The following is a 13,848-nucleotide window of genomic DNA, read 5'->3' as shown; positions in this document are numbered from 1 at the left end:
GTCCTCAGCTCCCGGTGCCGACCCGGCAGCCAGCCAGTCGCAGCGATTCGTCGTAGGCGGTGAACAGTCGGCGGATGCGTTGTTGGACAGCGTCGTTGCGCAGCCCTCGGGTGAGCAGCCACTCGTCGTCGTACACCGAGTCGAGGTACTTCTCGCCCGCATCGCACACCAGCACCACCACGGTGCTGTCGGCGGGCAACTGCACCAGCCGCCGCAGCGCCGCGTAGATGGCGGCTCCCCCGGTGCCGCCGACCAGCATGCCGGTGCGCCGCGCCACCACCCGCGCGGTGGCGAAGGCCTCCACGTCACCGATCTGACAGGCCTCGTCGACGAGGTCGTAGCGCACATTCGCGCCGACCGGGAAGCCGGACGGGCTGCCCGCCCCGGTCTGCCAGTACGGTGCGCCCGCACCGCCGAAGATGATGGAGCCCACCGGTTCCACGCCGATGGCGCGCACCGAGGAGCCGAGTGCGCGCAGCTCCGCCACGGTGCCGCAGAGCGATCCGCCGGTGCCCACCGCGCCCACCAGATAGTCGACATCGGTCTCCAGATCGGCGAGCAGTTCGCCCGCGAGCTCCCGGTATCCGGCGTTGTTGTGCGGATTGTTGTGCTGATCCGGGCGGAAAGCCCCGGTCCTACAGGCGATGTCGTCGGCGACGCGCCTGCGCTGCACGGTGCTGGGGCCGCCGCTGCCATCGCTGTCGACGTGAACCAGTTGTGCCCCCATGGCTTTCATGGCGCGCAGTTTGTCCTCGGCAGCGTGACCGTCGACCACGGCGGTGAAGGTGTAGCCCCGCTCCAGGGCCAACAGCGCCAGCCCGGTGCCGGTATTGCCGGAGGTCGGCTCGACGATATGGCCGCCGGGCCGCAGCCGCCCCTCCCGCTCCGCGGCCAACACCATCTCACGCGCCATGCGCACCTTGGCCGACCCGGTGGGATTGAACTGCTCCAGCTTCAACAGGATTCGACTGCCCGCGCCCGTGGTGACCAGCTCCAGCAGCGGTGTCGCGCCGATGAGTTCCGAGGCGTAGCGCACCACGTTCTCGCGCAGCCGGGGCAGTTGCGCGGTCATCGGTCCAACCGCCAGCGCCAGCGCCCCGACTCCTCGGTGACGACCACCTTCGGCGGCAGCGGCAGCTGGTGGAATTCGCTCTCGTTCTTGTCCATCTGGTATCCGGCGGTATTGGGGTAGATCAACAGGTCGCCGTGTCGAGGCGCTTGTGGCAGTGGGACTTTGCGCCAGGTGAGCACGTCGTACTCCATGCAGCTGGCCCCGCCGACGCAGGTCGCGACGGGCTCGGGCTCCGCATCGACGCTGTGCGGCACCAGGATCGGGTCCGGCAGGAATTCGCTGCCCTTCCACTGTTCGGAGACGCTCATACTCAAGCCCTGCACGGCAGTGATGCCGTGCTCGGCATTGCGTTTGAAGCCGAGCACCGGGAAGACGGTGAAACCGGCGTCGATGAGCAGTGCGCGGCCGGGCTCCAACATCAGCTCTATATCGTTGTCGCGCAATCGTTTCGCGAGGCTGTGTCCGCCGTGGACATAGGACAGGATGGCGTCGAGCATGTCCGCGCCGGTCGGGCCCTGCGCATAGGGGTAGAACTTGTCGAACCGCTTCCCCGCGTGGAACCACTCGTCGCTGTGGTTCTCGGTGAAGTAGGCCCAATCGCGTGGGTCGAGATAGTTGCACGCGAAGCCACCGCCGATGGACAGGCTGGTCACGGGTAGCCCGCGCGCCCTGGCGTCGAGGCACCAGTCGATCAGCTCGTGCGCCAGCTCCGCGCGCGGTGCGACCTGATACCCGTCGAGGTGGAAGGAGAAGCCGATCAGCTCGACCACCGAACTCAGCAGCGCGCACCGGGCGACGGCCGTCGCCAGATCGCGATCCGACAGGCCGAACCTGCTGTGCGGCGCTCCGGGTGGCAAGCGGCGCAGCAGAATTCGAGTGCGACCCGCACCGGCCGCCACCTCCGCGAGCCGGTCCAGTTCATCGAGCGCGTCGATGGCGACCACGCAGTCGTGCCGGGCCGCCAGCCGCAGCAGGGCGCTGTTCTTGGCGGCCCCGGTCACCTCGATATCGCGACCGCGCACACCGTGCGCGAGAGCGTGGACGAGTTCGGGTTCGCTGGCGACATCGACCGAGCCGCCGACATCGGCCGCCGCCGCGAGCCAGGCTCCCGCCTTGTTGGCCTTCTTGCCGAAGTAGACCCGGCCAGCCACCCCATGACCGGCGAGGGTGCCCTGAAACGCTCGCAGGTTGTGGGCGAACTGCTCGGGATGGACGATATGGAACGGCCCGCCGATCGCGTGGTGAATATCGAACAGCAGCCGTGCGTCGGCGCGCACGCGCCGCTGCCAGTCCGGCTCCAGCGCGGGCAGCGACGGCGCCGCAAGGGTTTTCACGACCACAGTTCCACCCGCTGTCCGCGCCCGGCGGCCACCGCGCGGGTGGCCAGCGCGTGGGCCACGGGCATATCGGTGATGATCATCCCGCTGGAGAAGGCGAAGACCCGATCGTCGTCGCCGCGCCGCCCCGGAGCCCGGCCCGCCACGATATCGGGCAGTTCGGCATCGAGCGTCACCTCGCCGTCCGGTCCCGCCAGGCGAGTGCCGGTGACGCCCAATTGTCCAGCGCTGGTGGCGATCGCGTAATCGGCGTCGCGCAGCGCACCGCTCGCCACACCCTTGCTGGCCACCGAGACGAGCAGTCCGCCCGGTGGCAGCCAGTCGGTGCGCACCTGGGGATGAGCCGCGCGGCCCGAAGCGACCACGACGATATCGGAGTCGGCGACCGCGGCGGGGACATCCTCGACGAGTTCGATCTCCCGATCCGGGAACCAGCGGTGCAGGCTGGCGATGCTCTCGGCAATGCCGTCGGGGTGGGTGCCGAACAGCCGCAGCCGTTCCAGCCGCGGCAGCGCGGTCAGCAAGTACGGCAAGGTATTTCGCCCCTGCACACCGGTGCCGAGCATGAGCGCGCTGCGCGCGTCCGGCCGCGCGCAGTGCTTGGCGATGATGGCGGTGGTAGCGGGCGTGCGGGACGCGCCGATGCGCTGGCAGTCCATGAACGCGAACGGCAGCCCGGTCACGTCGTCGTACAAACTGATTGTGGTGTAGTACTTTTCGGCGCTCTCGCTCCCCTGCCGGTAGGAGGTCTTGAAGCCGACCTGCTCCAGTGAGCCGTCGTAGCCGAGCATCGAGTACGAGACGGCGTCGCGCTCGGCCTTCGGTATCGGCATCATGAGCTTGACCGGACACCGAGATTCGTTGTGCGCGTACGCCAGATAGCCCTCGGTCACGAGTTCGATGACTTCGGCGGGAGCGAGATGGATATCGGCGAGATCGGTGCGAGTGAGAATGTGCATGGCGTTGGGCAATGGAACTCCTCCTGCGTTCCGCCCAACCCTAAAGCAAAATGAAAACCGTTTTCACTAGATCGACGCGGTGATGCCACTCACACTCGTGGAACTGAAAGCACTCCCGGCGCGAGGACCTTGCCTGTCGCGCCGGGAGGCGCTCGGTGCCGGTTATCCGGCGGCGGCGACGAGACCGCGACGGCCCATGCGAATCACGCGCTCGACCTCCGCGTTGAACTCCTCGACGGCCTCGATGTTCGGGAGATGCCCGGTCGGGAGGATGACGTAGCGGTCCAGATAGCCCGCGGCCGCCAGGGTGTCGGCGATTTCGCGCGAATGCAGCTCCGGCAGCAGCCGGTCGTGCGAACCGGCCATCACGGTGGTCGGCACGCAGAGGTTCGCGGCCGCGCCGGTCAGGTCCAGGTTGATCAGCCCCCGGGCCACGGCCGCCCGCGATGCCGGACGGCAGGAGCGGACGATGGCGAGGCTGAAGGCGATCTGTTCCGCGGTGGCGGACGGATTGGTCAAGCGCGCCTTGGCGATAGCGTTCACCAGCGGCCCGCCCGGCAGCGGAACCGGCGTGCCGAACAGCGCCAGCGCCAGCCACTGCGGGCCCGGAATCACATCGTTGATGAACGGAATCACGGTGGCGCGGTTGGCGATCGAATGCGCGGCGGTGGTGGCCAGCAGCACCGACTTGGCGCGCTGCGACACCTGCTCGGGATACTTGCGCGCCCACGCCTGAATGGTCATGCCGCCCATGCTGTGGCCGACCAGGACGGCCCGCTGGCCGGGCCGCAGCACCGCGTCGAGCACGGCGGAGAAATCGTCGGCCAGCTGATCGGCGCTGAAAGGCAGTTTGCCGGGCTGGCTTTCGCCGTGGCCACGCTGATCGAAGGCGATGACGCGGTAATCACCGGCGAAGGCGTTGATCTGGGGGTACCAGTACTCGAGTGAGCAGGACCAGCCGTGCGCGAAGACGATGACATCGCGGTCGGCGGGGCCGTAGGCGTGCACCCGGAGCTTCGCCCCATCACGGGTTTTCACGTCGATGACGTCGGGCGCGATCTCGGGGGTGTTGAACGACGCGGTCGTATAGGTCCGAGCCCGCAATTTCGCTCGGAACGCGGCGGTCAGCGCGTCGGCCCGAAGATCGGTCACCGCTGCGGGCAGTTTCACCAGCATGAGCACTCCTTTGTGTCCTACGGCACACTACCGAGTTAGCACTAGTGCTAGCAATAGCAAGCACCCAATTGGCGGCACTCGGTCGTCCGCGGCTGCTCTTGATGAATACCCGTTCTCCCGCAAGGGCATTCGCCCGAGCTTGCCGGTACCGTGTTACCTACAACACAGTTTGGGCCGGAAATATGCCCACGACAGCGCCCCCAAGGGGTGATTTCACCCCACCTGTCGGCGCGGCACACGCGACGCCGTTGTCGCGTGGCCTCCGCGCCCGGGCGAGCCCGAGCGGTCGATCACGCGCGCAGCGCCGCCGGAATCTCGAAGGCGGCCTGGACGATTCGCGCCAGCTCGACGTTGAACTCCTCGTAGGCTTCGACATTGCCGAGATGCCCGGTGGGGAGAATGCGGTAGGAGTCGAAAGACCCTGCCTCGCGCAGCATTTCGACAATGCGCTCGGAGTGCACCGGTGGTGTCATGAAGTCGAACTCACCGGCGACAACCGTGGTCGGGACGGTGAGATTGCGCGCGCCCTCACCCACGTTCAGATACGACAGCAGCGTGCCGAAGCGCCCGCGCACCGACGCGGGGCAGGAGCGCACGATGTTGTGCGAGAACAGCGCGATATCGCCGGTCGCGGCCAGGCTCATGATCTGACGGCGCAGCACCCACGGAATCGGCCCGATGGCGGGCAGCGGCAGCGGCGCGCTGAGCCCGAGCAGGCCGATGAGGAAGGGCAGTCGGCGGGTGAACTCCGGGCCGAACGGGGGCACGACGGTGGTCTCGTTGATGAGGTTCGCCGAGGCGGTATTGGTCAACAGCACCGCGGCCGCGCGGGCCGGGACCTGCTCGGGATACCGGCCAGCCCACGCCTGCATGGTCATACCGCCGAGGCTGTGGCCCACCAGGACCGCGCGCTCCTCGGGGCGCAGGGTGGCCTCCAGGACCGCCTGGAGATCGTCGGCGAGCAGGTCGGTGGTGAGCTTGCTGGCGCCGCGTTCGCTCTCGCCGTGACCGCGCACGTCGTAGGCGACCACGCGGTACTCACCGGCGAAGGCGTTGATCTGCGGGTACCAGTACTCGAGCGAACAGGTCCAGCCGTGCACGAGCACGATGGTGTGCGCGTTCGCGGGACCGTAGACATGGGCGCGCAGTCGCACGCCGTCGCCCGCGGTGACGGTCACCACCTCATGAGGTCCGGAGGGTGCGTTGAACGCGGCGGTCTCGTATACCCGGGACCGCAGTCCGGCCCGGTGCCGCAGCAGGTGGTCACGGACCTTTCCGGCCAGGCCCGCCGGTGTGGACAGCATTGCCCGCATAGGACACTCCTTTGTGTTACTCCTGGATACAGTAACTCCGTCGGAGGCCCGCTTGCTAGTGCAAGCACCAAAAAAATCGGGCGTCGACAATCCCTCACGGATTGTCGACGCCCGATACGAATCGTGGCGATATCGCGCCTACCAGCGCGGACCGCGCTGCACCTCATCGACCTTGGGCCGCACATCGGCCAGATACACACCGGTCGCGACAATGGCCGCGATACCGAGAATCCCCACCGGCGTGCGCGCCAACAGCAGGCCCACCAGCGCGGCGCACAGAATCGCCACCCACGCGGGCTTGGTCAGCTTGTCCACCGCCGTGAAGGCATCCGGACGCTGGCGGATCGCATGCACCAGCGCGAACACCGTCATAGCGAGCGCGCCCAGTTGCAGCAGCCACAGAATGTTTCCGGCAATCCCGTTCACCCGACCCATCATACGAGTAACGGGCGGTTTTCGACGGCCCGTACGCCGCGGCGGCGGGTTCGGACCCGGCGAACGCACAACGGCCCCCGCACACCGTCGTGCGCGAGGGCCGCCGAATCAGGCTGCGGTACTTACTTCTTCGCGGCCGGAGTGGCCTTCTTGGCCGGAGCCTTCTTGGCGGGAGCCTTCTTCGCCGGAGCCTTCTTGGCCGGGCCGTTGGTGCCGGGCGCGGTCTCGGACTTCACCGCGACCACCTCACCCTCGAGGGTCTCCTCGGCCTCCTCGGCGGTCTTGGCGGCGCGGCCGATCAGCGGGCTAACCTGCTCCTGGACCTTGCCCACGACATCCTCGGTGCGCGCGATCAGATCGCTGTAGAGGCTCTCGACCTGCTCGAAGCGCTCGTCGAAGGTCGGGTTGGCGCGCAGCCGGTCGACCGTCTCCTCGCCGCGGGCGGCCAGATCGGTGTAGAGGTCGAGCAGCTGGTGGAAGTACTGGTCGGCGAGGCGACGCAGCTCCTCCGGGGTCAGCTTCTCGCGCAGCTCGGCCAGATCGTCCGGCAGTTCGGAGGGCAGCTCGGAGATGCGGGTGCGAATGGTCTCGAAGCGCTCCTGCGCATCCGCGGGGAGGTTGGCGAAACGCTCGCGGGCCTCTTCCACGCGGCCGGTGACATCGGCGGTGGCGGCGCGCTCACGCAGCTTGTCGACAACGTCCTTGAGCTGTGCGTACACGGCGTCGCCCGCGCCGACGCTCGCGTAGAGCGGCTTGGCTACGGCGGTGGGAAGTTTGGTGTCGGTCATAGTTCTTCGTTCTCCTGGCGTGGCGGAACTTCGGTCGTGCGTGGCGGAACCTCGTTGTCCCTGTTTCCCCCGGGAACGACCCCCTGCTGGTTCGTCGCATCCCCTTGGTCCTCGTTCGCCGCGTTTTCCCGGCGGAACGATTCGTAGATGTCCAGGAGCACCTGCTTCTGCCGTTCGGTGATACCGGTATCGGCCAGCAGAGCGTCCCGGACGGGACTGGATGCCCTCTGCTCGAGGTATCCCGCCCGCATGTACAAGACCTCCGAAGAGACCCGCAGACCTTTCGCGATCTGCGCGAGCACCTCGGCGGACGGGTTGCGCAGTCCGCGCTCGATCTGACTGAGGTACGGATTGCTCACCCCCGCCAGCGCGGCGAGCTGTCGCAGCGAGACCTGGGCGGCTTCACGTTGAGCCCGAATGAAGCCCCCGATGTCGTGAGCCGCGTTGGCTACGCGACCCTTGCCGTCTCCGGCGTCGGCGGACGTCTCCGTCGAGTTTCCGGTGTTCGGCTCGGAAACCTCGGGTTCCACTGCCATCACTCACCTTCCGGCGGTTGTGGGGTCAATTCTAAGACAGGGTGCTAGCTCTTGCAAGCACCCTGCTAGCACCTATTCGGCAAACGCCTGGCCGCCACACCTGGGCATTTGTTCAGTAATATCGTCAGACATTGAACAGCAAATGCGAAATGGTGTAGATCGCCAGGCCCGCCAGCGAACCCACCACCGTTCCGTTGATGCGGATGAATTGCAGATCCCGACCCGCCTGCAATTCGATCTTGCGACTGGCCTCCTCGGCATCCCAGCGAGCAACCGTATCGCTGACCAGGGTCGCGATCTCCTGGCCGTAGTTGGAGACCAGATAGCGGGTGCCCCGCTCGACCCAGCTGTCGACCTTGTCGCGCATGCCCGGCTCGTCCACCAGACGCTGGCCGAGCTGCTGGACGTTCTCGGCCACCTTGCGGCGCAGCGTGCTGTTCGGATCGTCGGCCGATTCCAGAATCATCCGCTTGGCGGCCCGCCACGTGGCGTGCGCCATACCGGTGATCTCCTCCCGGCCCATCAGTTCGGACTTCACCCGTTCGGCCTTCTTGATCATCGCGTCGTCGAATTGCAGATCGTGCGCGAATTCCTCGAGGAACCGATTCGCCGCCTGCCGCACCTCATGATCCGGCTGCGAGCGCACCTTCCAGGTGAATTCCACCAATTCCCGATAAATTCGCTCGGCCAGGAGGGTGTTCACGAATTTCGGGGCCCAGCCCGGAGCGTCGCGCTCGACGATCCGGTCGATGGTCTCCTGGCTGGCCAGCGCCCACTGGTGCGCGCGCTCGGCCAGCAGATCCAACAGCGGCTGCTGCCGGTTGTCGGAGAGCAGCTCGTCGAGCACCCGGCCGATGGGCGGACCCCAGAGCGGCTCGGCGATGCGCTTGACGATGGTGTGGTCGATGATCTGCTCGACATCCTCGTCGCGGATCGCGCCGATCACCGCCCGCAGAATGGTGGCCGACTCCTCCGCCACCCGCTCGGCGTGATCGGTGCTGGCCATCCAGCGGCCCAGGCGCAGCGAGATCTGCGCCGAATTCACCTTGGCCGCCACCACTTCCGGGGACAGGAAGTTGGTGCGCACGAAATCGCCGAGGCTCTCGCCCAGCTGATCCTTCTTCTTGCGGATGATGGCGGTGTGCGGAATCGGGAGGCCGAGGGGGTGACGGAACAGCGCCGTCACCGCGAACCAGTCGGCCAGCGCGCCGACCATGCCCGCCTCCGAGGCCGCCCGCACATAGCCGACCCAATCGCCGCCGCCCCCGCGCGATTCGGTCCAGCGGCAGAACAGATAGATGATGGTCGCCGCGACCAGGAAGGCGGTGGCAACCAGCTTCATCTTGCGAAGGTCGCGCGCCTTGCCCTCTTCGTCCATGAGGTCGGCGAAGGCGCTCGACGGCGCGCTCCGCTTACTCGTCTCGAGGACCCCGGTGCTGCCGGTGGGTTGCTCCATATCTTCCATTCTGCTGGTTGCGGGCGACTACTCCCGGCTACCGGGCCGGGCCCGATCGGCGACGATCGGCGGCATGCGAGGCTTAAGCTGAAGAAACCGCACACAGACCGTGTGTCCAGTACGCGAGCAAGGAGCCGACGCTGACCACGAAGGAGACCGTGAGCGCCGCCATGGATTCTGCCGCGCGCCCCGGCCGCGTGGACGGCCGGAAACGACGCTGGCAGCAGCACAAGATCGACCGTCGCGAGGAACTCGTGGACGGCACGCTGGCCGCCATCCGCAAACGCGGCGGAGATGTCGGCATGGACGAGATCGCCGCGGAGATAGGCGTCTCCAAAACCGTCCTGTACCGGTACTTCTCGGATAAGCAGGATCTGACGCGCGCCACCATGGAGCGGTTCATCGAGACCACGCTCATGCCGCGCATCTACGCGGCCATCAGCGACGATCTCGACGAGTACCAATTGGTGCGCAATACCCTCGCGGCCTACGTGCACACGGTGGACGCCGATACCGATGTCTACCGCTTCATCATGGGCAACGGGGCCTCGACCGACACCTCCACGCTGGCCGACTTCGAGAAGCTGTTCGCACAGGTCGTCGCGGCGGTCATCACCGACAAGGCCTTCGACCGCAATGTGCAGACCGACGGCGCCATGCTGTGGGCCTACGTACTGGTCGGCGGCGTGCAGCTGGCCACGGACTGGTGGATCACAAATCGCACCATGTCCAGCGAGGAGATGCTCGACTACCTGACCATGATGGCGTGGAGCGCCATCGAAGGAATGGTCCGCGCGGGTGGGTCGCGGGAGTGGTTCACCTCGCGGCCGCATGTGCTGCCGGATCCGGAGAACGACGTCTGATCGGCCGAGCGGTCGATCACGGGGCAGGTGGATAGCGCCTGTCGATGCGGCTTTCCGCCAGCGAGAAATCCGCGTCGCAACAATCCGCTCGACAGCCATCCCTACGGCAGGCATCGGCGGGATCCGTCGATGTGGACGGAATGGCCATTCACAAAAGCGCCAGTCTCGGGCTCGGTGCTAGGCCGGAGCCTCGGCCGTTGGCTAGGCTGATCTCCGGCGGGCACACGACGTGCGGACATATCCGCCGAGTCGGCACCAACGGGGGTCCCGACACCTTCTGGAGGGTCACTGATGGCGAAAGAGCTGCCCACATCCAGGCTCGCACGGGGGACGAAGCTCGGTATGGCGGTCGCCGGTAATGCCTTGCGCGCCCAGAAAACCCGGCGTTCCATGCGCGGACGTTCGGAGGCCGTCCGCGCTCGAATGGCCGAGGAATCCATGATCAGGGCCACCGAGCAGATGGTCATGGTGTTGGGCACCATGAAGGGCGTCGCCATGAAGCTCGGGCAGATGCTGTCGGTACTCGATCTGGATCTGGTGCCGCCGGAGCACCGCGAGCGCTTCCAGCGTCGCCTCGCCGTCCTGCGCGACAGCGCACCGTCGGTCTCCTTCGACACCATGCGCGCGGTCATCGAGGAGGACTTCGGCAAACCGCTCGACGAGGTCTTCGTCGATTTCGAGCCCGAACCCATCGCCGCCGCGTCCATCGGGCAGGTCTACCGGGCGAAACTGCACGACGGCCGGACCGTCGCGGTGAAGGTGCAGTACCCCGGGATCGACGCCGCGGTGCGCGCGGATCTGAAGAACCTGGCCATGTTTCGGCGCGTGCTGCAATCGGCCATGCCGTGGGTGACCCCGGCCGTGCTCGACGAATTGCGGCTGAATCTGGAGAGCGAACTCGACTACGTCGCCGAGGCGCGCACCCAGCGCCAGATCGCCGAGCTCTACACCGGGCACCCGTTCATCTTCGTGCCCGACACCATGCCGGAGCTGTCCACCACCCGGGTGCTGGTGAGCGAGTACTTCTCGGGCCGCGGGTTCGAGGAGATCCGGGCGCTGCCCGATACCGAACGCGATCGCATCGGCGAGATCATCTACCGCTTCTATGTGGGATCGCTGTTCACCTTCAACGAATTCTGCGGCGACCCGCATCCGGGAAACCTGCTGCTCGGCGACGACGGGCGGGTGGCCTTCCTGGATTTCGGGCTGTTCAACCGCATGAATCCGGAGCATGTGCGCTTCGAGATCACCTGTATCCGGGCAGCGGCCGAGGAGCGCGCGGAGGATCTGCGCGATCTCATGATCGAGCGCGGCGTCATCGAATCGCCGGAGGAGATCACCGCCGAGGAGTGCCTGGAGTACGTGCTCGCCGCCTGCGAATGGGCGCTGGTGGACCAGCCGCTGACCATCACCCCGGAGCTGGCCTCGGGTGCGTTCGTGCTGGCCGTGGACCCCCGCGCCACCGAATTCGCCGGGATGAAACAGCAGAATCTGCCGCCGGAGCACCTGTTCTCGCGGCGCGCGGACTTCCTCACCTTCGGCATGCTGGGGCAGCTCGAGGCCACCAACAACTGGCATCGCATCGCGCGCGAATGGCTCTACGGCGACGAGCCGGTGACCGAACTCGGCAAGGTCCACCACGAGTGGCTGCGCACCCGGCCCGCGCCGGAACCGACCACTCCGCCCAAGAAGAAGACCACCCGCAAACGCACCAAGGCGTGAACCGCTCGAAGGGAAAGTCCAATGGCTGACCGGGAATTCGACCTCGTACTGTTCGGGGCGACCGGATTCGTGGGCAAACTGACCGCGGAATATCTGATCGAGGCCGCGCCGGAGGGCGCGCGCATCGCGCTCGCGGGACGCTCGGAGTCCAAGCTCGCCGCGGTGCGCGCGGAACTCGGTGCGGGGGCGGCGAATTGGCCGCTGGTGGTCGCGGACTCCACGGACGAGGCGGCACTCGACGCCCTGGCCGCGCGGACCAAGGTCGTGGTCACCACGGTCGGACCGTACCTGCGCTACGGCTTGTCGCTGGTGCGCGCGTGCGCCGAGAACGGTACGCACTACGCCGATCTCACCGGTGAGCCGCTGTTCATTCGCGAATGCATCGACCGCTACGGCGAGCGGGCCGCGCAGACCGGCGCGAAGATCGTGAATTCCTGTGGCTACGACTCGATTCCGTCGGATCTGAGCGTGTACCAGCTCTACCGGCGCAGCGTCGCGGACAATACCGGGGAGCTCACCGACACCACGCTGGTCGCCTGGCTCAAGGGCGGCGTCAGCGGCGGCACCGTGGATTCCGGGCGGGCCATGATGGAGGCCATCGCCGCCGATCCGGCCAAGGGGTCGATCATGGCGCATCCGTATTCGCTGAGCCCGGACAAGTCCATGGATCCCGATGTGGGGCGGCAGACCGATCAGGCGCTGTCGAAGGCCTCGGCCATCGATCCGAGTCTGAGCGGCTGGGTGGCGACGTTCGTCATGGCCGCGCACAACACCAAGATCGTGCGCCGCAGCAATGGCCTGCTGGGCTGGCCGTACGGGAAGAATTTCCGCTACCGCGAGGTCATGAGCGTGGGCTCCTCGCCGGTCGCGCCGCTGGTGGCGGCCGGTATGGCGGGCGGCATCGTGGCGACCATGGCGGCGGGCGCGCTGCTGTCGCGGGTATCGGTGGGGCGCAAACTGCTCGATCGGGTGGTGCCCAAGCCGGGGACCGGGCCGAGCGAAAAGGCCCGGCGCAGTGGCTGGTTCACCATGCGGACCTTCGCCGACACCACCTCGGGCGCGAAGTACGTGTGCACCTTCGCGGGTCAGGGCGATCCGGGCTACCAGGCCACCTCGGTCATGCTCGGGCAGGCCGGGCTGGCGCTGGCCTTCGACACGCTGCCGGAGTTCGCCGGAATCCTCACTCCCGCTTCGGCGATGGGCGATGCGCTGACCGAGCGGCTGCGCGGCGCCGGAATGACCATCGAGGTCGAACCCGCCTGAACGCGGACCGTCCCCCTGGGCCTCGGCACTGACATCGAGTGCCAAAGGTCCCATTCGGGCTCTTTGTGAAGTACGCGCCGTCTCGGACACTCCGGTAGGGTCGCGAACGGGATCGGAGGGTGCTCGGAGAAAGGGGGGACGCCCGGAATGTCCGCCATGGACATCGGCCCCGTATCGGTACCTCTCGGAACCGAGGGGGAACGCGCGCCATGAACGCGAAGTGGGTGCTGACCCCCGATGAGTTCACGCTGGTCTGGACCCGCGAGACCCGACAACACCGCCGACCCTATCCGCTGCACACCATCGCGGTCGTTCCCGAGGAGCGCGACGACGCGCCACGGGTGCGGCACCGCTTCCTGCGCCGCATAGACCCGGAGCTGACCGCGGCCCTCGTGCTCTGCGCCCGCGCCGACGCCACCACGGTCACCCTGTTCGGGGAGCGCACCGACGGTCCGGCCGTGCGCGCCTTCGCGGCGGTGGCACAGCAGCGGGCCGGGGTGCTGGTCGCCACGCCCGATGCGGTGAGCGTGTCGGTGTGCCCGCCCGAACGGGTGGGCCGGGAACTCGTGGAAGCCGTGGGCTCGGCTCCGGCCGGTCGGCTCGCGCAGCTGCGGGAACCACAGGACGCGGTACTGCGCTCGGATGGCCCGAACCGCAGCGCGGAGGGCGAAAACCGTGGTGACGCAGCGCTTTTCCGACGCAAGCTCAATGCGCCGGTGGACGGCCGCGGCTTCATCACCATCACGGTGGATCCGGCCAATCCGCTCTCGCCGCCGACGCGGCACCGCACCTGGCTCGACTTCTCCGGCGACGGCCGCTATCTGCTCACCACCGCCGCGCATCTGACCCTCACGCCGGTCAGCGACGAGGAGTTCGCCGATCAGCTCATGCGGCTGGCGTGCCTGTGTTGAATTCGGCGAGTCCGACA

At 67.4% G+C, this 13,848-nt stretch carries 13 protein-coding genes; 4 read left to right on the top strand and 9 right to left on the bottom strand.

Annotated features, from left to right (window positions below):
• Window positions 1-4: 4 nt before the first annotated feature.
• From ACIBH2_RS13875 to ACIBH2_RS13835, 9 genes are all read right to left on the bottom strand, one after another.
• Entirely contained in the window at window positions 5-1,072 is a 1,068-nt protein-coding gene (locus ACIBH2_RS13875; protein WP_397117211.1) for a PLP-dependent cysteine synthase family protein, read from the bottom strand.
• Window positions 1,069-2,406: an alanine racemase gene (locus tag ACIBH2_RS13870; protein WP_397117209.1), complete on the bottom strand. Its 1,338-nt coding sequence runs from the start codon at window positions 2,404-2,406 to the stop codon at window positions 1,069-1,071. Before ACIBH2_RS13870 ends, ACIBH2_RS13875 begins: the two co-directional genes overlap by 4 nt.
• A complete protein-coding gene (locus ACIBH2_RS13865) occupies window positions 2,403-3,380 on the bottom strand; it encodes an ornithine cyclodeaminase (protein WP_397117207.1) in 978 nt (325 codons plus the stop codon). The genes ACIBH2_RS13870 and ACIBH2_RS13865 overlap by 4 nt, the downstream gene beginning before the upstream one ends.
• Window positions 3,381-3,530: 150 nt before the next feature.
• Window positions 3,531-4,544: an alpha/beta fold hydrolase gene (locus tag ACIBH2_RS13860; protein WP_397117205.1), complete on the bottom strand. Its 1,014-nt coding sequence runs from the start codon at window positions 4,542-4,544 to the stop codon at window positions 3,531-3,533.
• A gap of 290 nt (window positions 4,545-4,834) precedes the next feature.
• Window positions 4,835-5,857 carry an alpha/beta fold hydrolase gene (locus ACIBH2_RS13855; protein WP_397117203.1) on the bottom strand — a complete coding sequence of 341 codons (1,023 nt, stop codon included), beginning with the start codon at window positions 5,855-5,857 and terminating at the stop codon, window positions 4,835-4,837.
• Window positions 5,858-5,995: 138 nt separating this feature from the next.
• Window positions 5,996-6,292: a DUF2516 family protein gene (locus ACIBH2_RS13850; RefSeq protein ID WP_397120731.1), complete on the bottom strand. Its 297-nt coding sequence runs from the start codon at window positions 6,290-6,292 to the stop codon at window positions 5,996-5,998.
• Between the two features lie 122 nt (window positions 6,293-6,414).
• Window positions 6,415-7,080 carry a heparin-binding hemagglutinin gene (locus ACIBH2_RS13845; protein WP_397117201.1) on the bottom strand — a complete coding sequence of 222 codons (666 nt, stop codon included), beginning with the start codon at window positions 7,078-7,080 and terminating at the stop codon, window positions 6,415-6,417.
• Window positions 7,077-7,616, bottom strand: coding sequence for a helix-turn-helix domain-containing protein (locus ACIBH2_RS13840; RefSeq protein WP_397117199.1), 540 nt, complete (start codon window positions 7,614-7,616; stop codon window positions 7,077-7,079). Before ACIBH2_RS13840 ends, ACIBH2_RS13845 begins: the two co-directional genes overlap by 4 nt.
• A 124-nt stretch (window positions 7,617-7,740) precedes the next feature.
• Window positions 7,741-8,994 carry a DUF445 domain-containing protein gene (locus ACIBH2_RS13835; protein WP_397120729.1) on the bottom strand — a complete coding sequence of 418 codons (1,254 nt, stop codon included), beginning with the start codon at window positions 8,992-8,994 and terminating at the stop codon, window positions 7,741-7,743.
• Window positions 8,995-9,242: 248 nt separating this feature from the next.
• Here ACIBH2_RS13835 and ACIBH2_RS13830 point away from each other — a divergent pair, with 248 nt between their 5' ends.
• The 4 genes from ACIBH2_RS13830 to ACIBH2_RS13815 all read left to right on the top strand — a co-directional run bounded on the left by ACIBH2_RS13830 (window position 9,243) and on the right by ACIBH2_RS13815 (window position 13,831).
• A complete protein-coding gene (locus ACIBH2_RS13830) occupies window positions 9,243-9,935 on the top strand; it encodes a TetR/AcrR family transcriptional regulator (RefSeq protein WP_397120727.1) in 693 nt (230 codons plus the stop codon).
• Between the two features lie 291 nt (window positions 9,936-10,226).
• A complete protein-coding gene (locus tag ACIBH2_RS13825) occupies window positions 10,227-11,657 on the top strand; it encodes an ABC1 kinase family protein (protein WP_397117197.1) in 1,431 nt (476 codons plus the stop codon).
• Window positions 11,658-11,678: 21 nt separating this feature from the next.
• Window positions 11,679-12,920: a saccharopine dehydrogenase family protein gene (locus ACIBH2_RS13820; RefSeq protein ID WP_397117195.1), complete on the top strand. Its 1,242-nt coding sequence runs from the start codon at window positions 11,679-11,681 to the stop codon at window positions 12,918-12,920.
• 209 nt (window positions 12,921-13,129) lie between these two features.
• Window positions 13,130-13,831 (top strand): ESX secretion-associated protein EspG, encoded by a 702-nt coding sequence (locus ACIBH2_RS13815; RefSeq protein WP_397117193.1) that lies wholly within the window; start codon window positions 13,130-13,132, stop codon window positions 13,829-13,831.
• The last annotated feature ends 17 nt before the right edge of the window (window positions 13,832-13,848 follow it).

Source organism: Nocardia sp. NPDC050406, assembly GCF_044459025.1.
GTDB lineage: Bacteria > Actinomycetota > Actinomycetes > Mycobacteriales > Mycobacteriaceae > Nocardia.
The sequence above is the reverse complement of the archived record's forward strand: the minus strand, read 5'-3'. Positions and strand labels throughout refer to the sequence as shown.

Coding starts and splice junctions, on each gene's coding strand:
- ACIBH2_RS13875 (WP_397117211.1), bottom strand. CDS start 1,072: ATGACCGCGCAACTGCCCCGGCTGCGCGAGAACGTGGTGCGCTACGCC.
- ACIBH2_RS13860 (WP_397117205.1), bottom strand. CDS start 4,544: ATGCTGGTGAAACTGCCCGCAGCGGTGACCGATCTTCGGGCCGACGCG.
- ACIBH2_RS13855 (WP_397117203.1), bottom strand. CDS start 5,857: ATGCGGGCAATGCTGTCCACACCGGCGGGCCTGGCCGGAAAGGTCCGT.
- ACIBH2_RS13850 (WP_397120731.1), bottom strand. CDS start 6,292: ATGGGTCGGGTGAACGGGATTGCCGGAAACATTCTGTGGCTGCTGCAA.
- ACIBH2_RS13845 (WP_397117201.1), bottom strand. CDS start 7,080: ATGACCGACACCAAACTTCCCACCGCCGTAGCCAAGCCGCTCTACGCG.
- ACIBH2_RS13840 (WP_397117199.1), bottom strand. CDS start 7,616: ATGGCAGTGGAACCCGAGGTTTCCGAGCCGAACACCGGAAACTCGACG.
- ACIBH2_RS13835 (WP_397120729.1), bottom strand. CDS start 8,994: ATGGACGAAGAGGGCAAGGCGCGCGACCTTCGCAAGATGAAGCTGGTT.
- ACIBH2_RS13830 (WP_397120727.1), top strand. CDS start 9,243: ATGGATTCTGCCGCGCGCCCCGGCCGCGTGGACGGCCGGAAACGACGC.
- ACIBH2_RS13825 (WP_397117197.1), top strand. CDS start 10,227: ATGGCGAAAGAGCTGCCCACATCCAGGCTCGCACGGGGGACGAAGCTC.
- ACIBH2_RS13820 (WP_397117195.1), top strand. CDS start 11,679: ATGGCTGACCGGGAATTCGACCTCGTACTGTTCGGGGCGACCGGATTC.
- ACIBH2_RS13815 (WP_397117193.1), top strand. CDS start 13,130: ATGAACGCGAAGTGGGTGCTGACCCCCGATGAGTTCACGCTGGTCTGG.